We start from the raw sequence: 9,526 nt of genomic DNA on the forward strand, positions 1-9,526 counted from the left end.
GCTTGGGCAAGGCAATGTCACTCATTAAGAGCAACCGAATGTTACAGGGGTATGATGTTGCGAAAATGTATCAGTGCAAAAATTAGGGATGGTTTTACGGCCCGTGGGAGCCATTTGAGCGCCGATAGGCGACGTTGTGCGGTCACTTGGAAGGGCAGATCTCCCATAATGTCTGGTAATGCGCGTTGCGGTGGGGGCTCTTTGCACGATCAACGTCCCATAACAGACGAAGCCAGCAAGCTCGCACCGTTCACCCCCTGAATTCACTAGGCGGCACGCCAAGCACCCGCCGAAACACTGCCGATAGGGCGCTCGAACTGCTGTAACCCAAGTCCATCGCGACTTGCGTCACCGGTTCGCCGTTACCCAATCGGGTAAGGGCGGCCAGCAAGCAAGCCTGCTGCCGCCATGCCGCGAAACTCATGCCGGTCTCTTCGCGAAAGACGCGAGTGAAACTGCGTCGGCTCATGCCTGCACGAGCAGCCATCGTATCGATGCTTACTTCTTGCGAGGGTTGCTCCAGCAAATGGCGGCACAACGCGGCAAGGCGACGCTCGCGTGGCAGCGGTGTGCTAAGCGCCAAGGTAGGCATGCGACGAATCTCTTCCAGCAGCAGACGCATGACGGTGCCGTCGCGACCTTCGAGCTCATAGAGCATGGGTACATCGACCGCCTCGAGCAGCAGCTCATGCAGCAGAGGAGAGACCGCAATCACCTCGCAGCGTGTCGGCAGGCCGGCCGCGCGAGCCACATCTTCACGGACATACACGCTGCGTGTGGATACCGGGCCGCCCATATGCACTTCATGCGTAACGCCTGGCGGAATCCACAAGGCGCGCCGGGGGGGAATCACCCAACTGCCTTCTTGGGTGATGGTGGTTAGCACGCCGGTCATGGCGTAAAGGAGCTGGGCGCGCCGGTGCGAATGCGGGTGCAGTACGTAGTGCGCAGGATAATCGTTGCCGGTCGCGACGAGGTCGCGCGGCGTGTCTTCGTGACGGTCGATACGGGCATTACGCATGGATTGGCCCAAATTCGCCGATTCTTGACCCAATAACGTGTGCGGGCCGGAGCGCATGACTCTAAGGTGACGCCCCATAAGGTGCAAGTCCCCGCCCATACCCGACCTTTGCGACATCGGACCCATGCAAGCTCAAGCCGAAACTACGCTCAGCCCCGCTGTTTCCGTCGAACCCGCTGCCGCGCAGCAGACCGAGGGCGAGACCGAATATCGGATTATCGGCGCGATAAGCTTCTCGCACCTGCTCAACGATATGATCCAATCGTTGATTCTGGCGATCTATCCGATCCTCAAGGGCGATTTCCATCTGAGCTTCGGTCAGATCGGCCTGATCACCTTGACCTACCAGCTCACCGCGTCGCTCTTGCAACCGTTGGTGGGCATGGTGACCGACCGAAAGCCGATGCCGTTTTCCTTACCGATCGGCATGGGCTTTACGCTGGGCGGGCTGCTCCTGCTGGCGTCGGCCCCGAATTTCCCGATCCTGCTGGTAGCCGCGGCCCTGGTGGGCACCGGCTCTTCGGTGTTCCACCCCGAATCCTCGCGCGTGGCGCGCATGGCCTCGGGCGGTCGGCATGGGCTGGCGCAATCGTTGTTCCAGGTCGGCGGTAACGCAGGCTCGTCGCTGGGGCCGCTGCTGGCCGCCTGGATCATCGTGCCGCACGGTCGTGGCAGCGTTGCGTGGTTTGCTTTGGCCGCGCTGTTGGCTATCGTCGTGCTGCTGCAAGTCAGCCGCTGGTACGGTGCCCAGCATAGAATAAGCAAGGGACGCGTGGCTCATGCCATGGCATTGCCGCTATCGCAGGGCAAGATCGCTGCGTCGCTGACTATCCTTGGCTTGCTCATCTTCTCCAAGTATTTCTATCTGGCCAGCATCAGCAGCTATTACACCTTTTTTCTGATCCACAAGTTCGGCGTGTCGGTGCAGAACGCGCAGACGCATTTGTTCGTGTTCCTGTTCGCGGTGGCGGCAGGTTCCCTCATCGGAGGGCCAGTGGGCGATCGCATCGGTCGCAAGTGGGTGATCTGGGTATCCATCCTGGGTGTCGCACCATTCACCCTGATGCTGCCTTATGCGAATCTGTTTTGGACAGGCGTGCTGACCGTGGTCATCGGCCTGATCCTGGCTTCGGCGTTCTCGGCGATTCTGGTCTATGCCCAGGAGTTGATCCCGGGTCGCGTCGGCATGATTTCAGGGTTGTTCTTCGGCTTTGCTTTCGGCATGGGCGGTATCGGTGCGGCGGTGCTGGGCCGTGTCGCCGACGCGCAGGGTATCGATTATGTCTATCACCTGTGCGCGTTCCTCCCGCTGATCGGAGTGATCACCGTGTTCCTGCCCAACCTCGAAGTGCGCAGGCGGCGCGCCTGAGGCGCGCCGGCATGATCATGAATCGGTAAGTTCGGCCGACTTGTCAGATGAATAATCTTTCAAGGTTTCTGGGTCTGACTGCGGCATCCAGTGGCATCAAATGTTCGACAAGTCGCACCATCGTTACGCTGTCAGCTTTGCGGGCGATGTGTTCGACTCGAAAGACCGCAAAGGGCGTGAAAAGATTAGTGGTCATGAATTCAGGCGTGCCAGGCAATAGCGCGTCATAAGCTCTTTTCATGCTGCAGCCATAAACTTCGAAGACGGTGTTGGTGTCGTGAAAATCACTCTCGATCAGTGTGTCATAGGTCTCAAGCACTTTAGGGAATGAAAACGGTACTTGTCTGGTCATGAGCCGATCGAACTCATCCAGCTGCTGCGAGGATAGCTTGTTCGGGAAGTAGGTAAGCCGACGAAATGGCTCAATGTCCGGCGCGTCCTCGTAGCGCTTCAGCGTGTCGAGGTACACTTGGCGACACTGTTTCTCGAGGATCTCATATGTTGAAAGTAGAGCGGCTGCGTCACGGAGCTGGGATTGCTGCCTTGGCGACAAGCTGAAGCTGTTGCCGGCCATTTGATGGCGCGACTCCAGGTCGTGGGCGACCTCGGTAGCGTTAATGGAGACATCTGTCTTCTGCTCAAACGATGCTTGTATGGCTTTCCAGCCTGGCGGGGTGTGCCAGATGGCCAGGAATAGGCCCAGGTCGACGGGGAGAGGGGCGGCGGAGATCAGTGTTCCGCTCTGTTTATGGATTTCGCGTTGCTTCGAGGCTATTTGCTCGCTTAGCGCATCGAGCTCATTGTAGGACTGGCTTTTTACTTCAGCTTCCGAGGCCGTCTTTTCGATGTCGAGCTGCGTATCGTTGATGGCATGCGCAATCTTTTCGAGATCTTCGACTAAGCGATGATTGCCAGTTTGTTGGCGACATTGTTCTTTTTTGTTGAGCCGATCGGCTTGATACGATGATAGACGTGTGCGTAATTCGTTCAATTTGCTGTTTAGGTCTCGACGTTTTTTATCGGTATCCACGACAAGAGCCTGCAACGCAGGATGCGAGGTGGCGTGTTTCCTTGCCTCGGTCTGCAATGGGCGTAACTCTTCACGCAAGCAAGCTAGTTTGAGCCGATCGAGCAGCCTTTCTTGATTTTCCAAGCTGGTCTTGAAATGCTCAGAGATCGCGCCGTGGTCCACGGAGGGAAGGCTGTGGAGATCGTATTTTTCACGCAAGGCACCTATTTGCTTCTCATAAGTGTGCGACCGCGCGCCTATGGCCTGAAGCATATGCTTGAAGGGATTGGCGCCATAATATCGCGCGGGTTTGATGCGGTCGTCTTTGAGACGGAGTTGCTGGCCTTCGATGAGCTTCAGGTGGCGAGTTTTTTCTCTGAAATCATCGTCGCGTTTTTGAATGTTCCTGAGACTTATCTCTTCCGTCTGGATTCTGGATTTATAGTCGAGTTCTGAGGCGTTTGACTCGACAGCTCCTCTTTCCCGTCCGTCGGGCGTATTGAAGATTCGTTGGACGGCGCCATGAGGTTCCGTCGCTACTGAATCGTGTTCGTTATTTGCTGTATTTGCTGTGCGGCTGTGCGGGTTTGATAGCGATGGCGATACAGAAGAAATTGTCACAGGTGGTTCCTCAAGCTGAAGCGGCAGGCTAAAAAGAGCCTGCGCGCCTCGCCTTCAGATTTCGCTCACTGCGAATCGGCGCCTACAATCAACGGTTCCGGTTCGAGCGTCACGCCAAAGCGTTTGCGTACCGTATCGATGACGTGCTGGGCGAAAGCCCAGAGCTGACCACCGCTGGCGCCGCCATGGTTGACCAGTACAAGCGCATGTCGATGCGATATGCCGGCATCGCCTTCGCGTGCCCCCTTCAAGCCCGCCGTGTCGATCAGCCAAGCTGCGGAAAGCTTGGTTTTGCCGATGCCGGCCGGCCAAGCGACCAATTCCGGATGTTCGGCCTTGAGCGCCTCGGCCGTAGCCGTATCGACGATGGGATTCTTGAAGAAACTGCCCGCGTTGCCGATCACGGCGGGGTCGGGCAACTTGCGCGAGCGCAGATGGATCACGGCTTCGGCGACATGGAAAGGTGCGGGCTTGTCTATGCCCATGCGTGTCAACTCTTCGCGGATACCGGCATAGTCCAGCCGTGGAGCACGCAGGCGCGGCAACACAAAGCGCACCGCCGTCACGATGTAGCGGCCCGGCTCGTGCTTGAACAGCGAATCACGATAGGCGAAAGCGCAGTCGGCATGACCGAGTACCGCGACACGGCGCTCGCGCGTATCCCAGGCTTCGACGCTTTCGATGAACTCGGCCACTTCGGTGCCATAGGCGCCAATGTTCTGGATCGGTGCCGCGCCAACGGTACCGGGGATCAGAATCAGGTTTTCCAGCCCTGCCAAGCCCTGACCCAGCGTCCAGCGTACGAAATCGTCCCAACGTTCTCCCGCGGCTACGGCGATGCGCGCATTGTCGCCATCGTGCTCCACGTGTACGCCACGCGTGGCCATAGCCAGCACGGTGCCATCGTAGTCGCCGGTGAACAACATGTTGCTGCCTTCGCCAAGCACAAGCAACGGACGTTGCCGAATGGCCGGAAAATTCAGCAGCTCCGGCAGTTTGGTCGCTTCGCGAATCTCAGCCAGCAGAGTGGCATGCACATTCACGCGCAGGGTGTTGCGCGCGCCCAGAGGAGCGTTTTCGATCAGCGTGTAACCGCCCATATCGGTCGTTTCAGCGCGCATGCATCATGCCCTGGCGACGAATTTCCTCGACGCATTCGCCGATGAGGTGCGGACCACGATAGACCATGCCCGAATACAACTGCACCAGGTTGGCGCCTGCGGCGATCTTTTCGGCTGCGTTGTCGCCATCGAGAATGCCGCCTACACCGACGATGCCGACATCCGCCCCGAGGCGCTGGCGCATGCCGCGCAGGACTTCAGTGGAGCGCTTGAACAGCGGCTTGCCCGACAGGCCGCCGGTTTGTTCGGCGTGTGTCGCTCCGATTACGGCGGTGCGGTCGATAGTGGTATTGGTGCATATCAGGCCGTCGACCTTGGCTTCTGACAGCACTTCGGCGATGGCATCGAGCTCGGATTCGTTCAGATCGGGCGCAATCTTCAGCAACATCGGCTTGCGCGCACCGGCCTGCGATCCGAGGCGTTCCTGCGCTTCACGCAGCGTTTCGATGAAGCGCCGCAGGGTGGCTTCTTCCTGGAGATCGCGCAGCCCCTGGGTATTGGGCGAGGAGATGTTTACCGTGATGTAGCTGGCATGCGGATACACGCGCTCCAGGCAGAACAGGTAGTCGTCGACCGCCTTTTCGTTCGGCGTATCCTTGTTCTTGCCGATATTGATGCCGAGCACGCCGCGATAAGTGGCGCGTTGCACGTTGCGCACCAGTGCATCGACGCCATCGTTGTTGAAGCCCAGGCGATTGATCACCGCCTCGTGTTCCGGCAAGCGGAACATGCGCGGCTTGTCGTTGCCCGGCTGCGGCCGTGGCGTGGTGGTGCCTACTTCGATAAAGCCGAAGCCCAACGTTGCCAGCGCATCCAGATGATCCGCGTTCTTGTCCAGGCCGGCGGCCAAGCCGACGGGGTTTGGAAAACGCAGGCCGAAGATGTTGACCGGTAGCTCCGCTGGCGGCTTGGCGATCAGGTGCGCAAAGCCGCTGCGCTGGGCTACGCCCAGGCCATAGAGAGTGAGGTGGTGAGCCGTTTCCGGTTCCAGCTTGAACAACAGGGGACGTAGCGTGTCGTACATGGTTTTACTCGAAGCGACCTACATAGACGCGGGTATCGTAGTCGAAGCTGACGCGGCCTTCGTCGGCGCAGGCGTCGAACAGTACGCGCAAGGCGGCCATCATGGGTTCGTGATTGATATGGCCCGGCTTGGGCGCATAGGACGAGGACATCAGTCGGCCGCGCAACTCATCGAAGTCCAGCCGCTGGCTGTGATCGAAATGCGCAGTGCCGCGATAGCCCTGGCCGAACCAGCGCTGCATGAAAGCGTCGTCAGCGTAGCGCTCGGCGACGCTGACATAATCCGTACCGTATTCCAGCAGCAGCTTTTCATAGCCTTCCAGGAATGGAATGCCCGTCAGTCGCCGCGAATTCCAGTAGATCGCCACCAGGCCGTCGGCGCGCAGGATGCGGCGGAATTCCGTGCGCGTGCTTTCCGGTTCGAACCAGTGAAATGCCTGGGCCACGGAGATCAAGCCCGCGCTCCGATCCGCAAGGCCGGTCGCCGCGGCAGTGCCGTCGGTCGTGTCGAAACGGTCATAGTCGGCGAGCCAGCGTTCGGCGGCGGTGCGCATCGCGGCATTCGGCTCCACTGCCATTACCCGATGACCGGCATCGAGAAACAGCTTGGAGGAAATACCTGTGCCGGCGCCCACATCGGCGACGGGCCAGTCTGCCGCCACGCCGTGCGCATCGCGTAGCCAGTCGAGCAGGGCGGTCGGATAGTCGGGGCGATAGCGGACGTAGTCTTCGACGCGATCGCTGAACCGCTCGGTGGATTTAAGGTTCGACATAGGTTCAACCTGTGAGCAATTGGCCGCCGTCGACGCAGAGCGTCTGGCCGGTAATCCAGCCGGCCCAGGGCGAGGCCAGGAACAGTACCGCGTGGGCAATTTCTTCGGACGTGCCAAAACGGCCAAAAGGGATCTTGGCAAGTGTTTGTCGATAAAGCTCGGGTGCTTCGGTCCTGCGTCGATCCCACAGGCCATCGGGAAATTCGATCGAGCCGGGTGCTACCGCGTTGACGCGGATGCGTTCCGGCGCTAGCGCCAGTGCCTGCGATGTCGTGTATTGATTCAATGCGGCCTTGATCGCCGCATAAGCCGGGCCACGCACGCCGGGATGAAACGCGGCAATCGACGAGGTGTGCACGATGCTGGCGTAAGGTGAGGCCTTCAAATGCGGTAACGCGTGGCGCGATGCGCGCACCGCCGCCATCAGGTCGACGTTGAAGCCGGCGGTCCACCCTTCGTCGGTATCGGCAAAACCATAGCCGCTGGCGTTGTTGACCAGCACATCGATACCGCCGAGCGATGTGGCCGCTTGCTCGATATAGGCTGCGATAGCTTCGCCGTCGGCCAAATCACAAGGGGCTGCGTGCGTCGTGGCGCCTGTGGCGGCCATTGCCGTGCGCGTTTCCTCGAGGGTATCTCGCCCACGCGCACAGATCGATATCGCTGCACCAGCCTGCGCGAATGCCAGGGCAATACAGCGCCCGATGCCGCGGCTGCCGCCAGCGACGACAACGCGGTAGCCACGGAAATCGAAAGCGGCGGAGGAGGGGATGGAACTCATGCGGCGCATTTCCTCGCCTGCCAGGGGATCGGAGCGGGACGCATGGCGTCCCGCCCGTGGTGCCGGGATCGGCCTTACAGATCGAACTTGATGCCCTGCGCCAGCGGCAATGCGTCGGAGTAGTTGATCGTATTGGTCTGGCGGCGCATGTAGACCTTCCAGGCATCCGAGCCGGATTCGCGCCCGCCGCCGGTTTCCTTTTCGCCGCCGAACGCGCCACCGATTTCCGCGCCCGAGGTGCCGATGTTCACGTTCGCAATACCGCAATCGGAACCTGCCGCCGAAAGATACTGCTCGGCCGATTTGAGGTTCTGCGTGAAGATGGCCGAGGACAGGCCTTGCGGCACGCTATTCTGCAGCTCGATCGCCTCGTCCAGCGTCTTGAACGGCATCACGTAGAGAATCGGTGCGAAGGTTTCGGTCTGCACGACTTCGTCGTCGTTCTTCAGGCCGGTGACGATGGTCGGCAGCACGAAGTTACCTTTGCGATCGGTCAGCGCTGCGCCGCCGGTGCGCACCGTGCCACCGCTGGCCTTGGCTTTTTCGATCGCAGCCAGGTAGGCCTGCACAGCGTCAGAGCTGTTGAGTGGGCCCATCAACGTCGTCGCCAGGGTCGGATCGCCGATCTTGCCCTCGACCTGCTTGTAGGCGGTGACCAACGTGGCAGTCACGTCATCGATGATCGACTCGTGCACAAACAAGCGGCGCGTAGTGGTGCAACGCTGACCGGCCGTACCGACCGCACCGAACACGATGGCCGGGATCGCCAGCTTCAGGTCGGCGGTTTGGTCGACGATGATCGCGTTGTTGCCGCCCAGTTCCAGCAACGAGCGGCCCATGCGGCGAGCCACGCGCTCGCCCACCATGCGACCGACCTTGGTCGAGCCGGTGAAGCTGATCAGCGGGATGCGCTTGTCGTCGACGAAGGCCTGCGAGAGATCCGTGCCGGCATCGTTGAACAGGAAGAACAGATCGGGGAAACCGCCAGCCTTCAGCGCCTCGTTGCAGATCTTCATCGTTGCCACGGCAGACAGCGGCGTCTTGGGCGAAGGCTTCCAGATGCAGATGTCGCCGCAGATCGCAGCCAGCATGGCATTCCACGCCCACACGGCGACTGGGAAGTTGAACGCACTGATGATGCCGACCAGGCCCAGCGGCTGGTACTGCTCGTACATGCGATGGCCGACGCGCTCCGAGTGCATGGTATAGCCGTACAACATGCGGCTCTGGCCTACCGCGAAATCAGCGATATCGATCATCTCCTGCACTTCGCCGTCGCCTTCGGGCTTGATCTTGCCCATTTCCAGCGCGACCAGCGAGCCGAGGGCGTCCTTGTGCTTGCGCAGAGCTTCGCCACACAGACGTACGGCTTCGCCGCGACGCGGGGCAGGGGTGGTACGCCACGCCTTGAAAGCTTCCTGTGCACGCTTGACGATGATTTCGTAGTCGGCGGTACTGGAGGCGAAAACGCTCGCGATCACCTCACCCGTCGCAGGGTTCACCGGCTGCAATCGGCCGGCATCGACGGTCTTGGACCACTCGCCCTGACCGAGATACGTGCCGGATTGCTCGTTGCCCAGACCGAGCGCCTTGAGGATTTCGTGCGACATGCGTACTCCTGAAAACCAGACTATGGGGCGTACAAGACGCCCGGGGAAACCGCGATTCTAGCAGGCCACCCCCTGGGGACGGATCGCACTGCCGGCCGAACCATGTCAAAATCCCGTTGCTGCCCTCGTAGCTCAGTTGGATAGAGCGTCCCCCTCCTAAGGGGAAGGTCGCACGTTCGAATCGTGTCGGGGGCGCCA

The 9,526-nt window shown here is 60.2% G+C and carries 8 protein-coding genes and 1 tRNA gene; 2 read left to right on the top strand and 7 right to left on the bottom strand.

The genetic code is table 11. The annotated features are described in order from the left end of the window. Window positions 1-250: 250 nt before the first annotated feature. Entirely contained in the window at window positions 251-1,021 is a 771-nt protein-coding gene (locus VIM98_RS09155) for a helix-turn-helix transcriptional regulator (protein ID WP_331992792.1), read from the bottom strand. Between the two features lie 124 nt (window positions 1,022-1,145). On the opposite strand from VIM98_RS09155, the gene VIM98_RS09160 reads away from it, so the two are divergent. Further along, window positions 1,146-2,390, top strand: a complete 1,245-nt coding sequence (locus tag VIM98_RS09160; protein ID WP_331992793.1) for an MFS transporter — start codon at window positions 1,146-1,148, stop codon at window positions 2,388-2,390. Between the two features lie 43 nt (window positions 2,391-2,433). Here VIM98_RS09160 and VIM98_RS09165 read toward each other — a convergent pair whose 3' ends face one another. The 6 genes from VIM98_RS09165 to VIM98_RS09190 form a co-directional block, all read right to left on the bottom strand. Then, window positions 2,434-4,020 carry a hypothetical protein gene (locus VIM98_RS09165; RefSeq protein ID WP_331992794.1) on the bottom strand — a complete coding sequence of 529 codons (1,587 nt, stop codon included), beginning with the start codon at window positions 4,018-4,020 and terminating at the stop codon, window positions 2,434-2,436. Window positions 4,021-4,085: 65 nt separating this feature from the next. Further along, a complete protein-coding gene (gene murB, locus VIM98_RS09170) occupies window positions 4,086-5,141 on the bottom strand; it encodes a UDP-N-acetylmuramate dehydrogenase (protein WP_414650205.1) in 1,056 nt (351 codons plus the stop codon). Beyond that, the gene (locus VIM98_RS09175) at window positions 5,131-6,165 is read right to left on the bottom strand and encodes a quinone-dependent dihydroorotate dehydrogenase (protein WP_331992795.1); all 1,035 of its coding nucleotides are present in this window, start codon (window positions 6,163-6,165) and stop codon (window positions 5,131-5,133) included. The genes murB and VIM98_RS09175 overlap by 11 nt, the downstream gene beginning before the upstream one ends. 4 nt (window positions 6,166-6,169) lie before the next feature. After that, the gene (locus VIM98_RS09180) at window positions 6,170-6,937 is read right to left on the bottom strand and encodes a class I SAM-dependent methyltransferase (RefSeq protein ID WP_331992796.1); all 768 of its coding nucleotides are present in this window, start codon (window positions 6,935-6,937) and stop codon (window positions 6,170-6,172) included. Between the two features lie 4 nt (window positions 6,938-6,941). Next, window positions 6,942-7,718 (bottom strand): SDR family NAD(P)-dependent oxidoreductase, encoded by a 777-nt coding sequence (locus VIM98_RS09185; protein WP_331992797.1) that lies wholly within the window; start codon window positions 7,716-7,718, stop codon window positions 6,942-6,944. Between the two features lie 74 nt (window positions 7,719-7,792). Continuing rightward, window positions 7,793-9,328 (bottom strand): aldehyde dehydrogenase family protein, encoded by a 1,536-nt coding sequence (locus VIM98_RS09190; RefSeq protein WP_331992798.1) that lies wholly within the window; start codon window positions 9,326-9,328, stop codon window positions 7,793-7,795. A gap of 121 nt (window positions 9,329-9,449) precedes the next feature. On the opposite strand from VIM98_RS09190, the gene VIM98_RS09195 reads away from it, so the two are divergent. Next, a tRNA-Arg gene (locus VIM98_RS09195) sits at window positions 9,450-9,526 on the top strand.

Origin of the sequence: Dyella sp. (assembly GCF_036568765.1) — a bacterium.
Classification (GTDB): Bacteria; Pseudomonadota; Gammaproteobacteria; order Xanthomonadales; family Rhodanobacteraceae; genus GSA-30.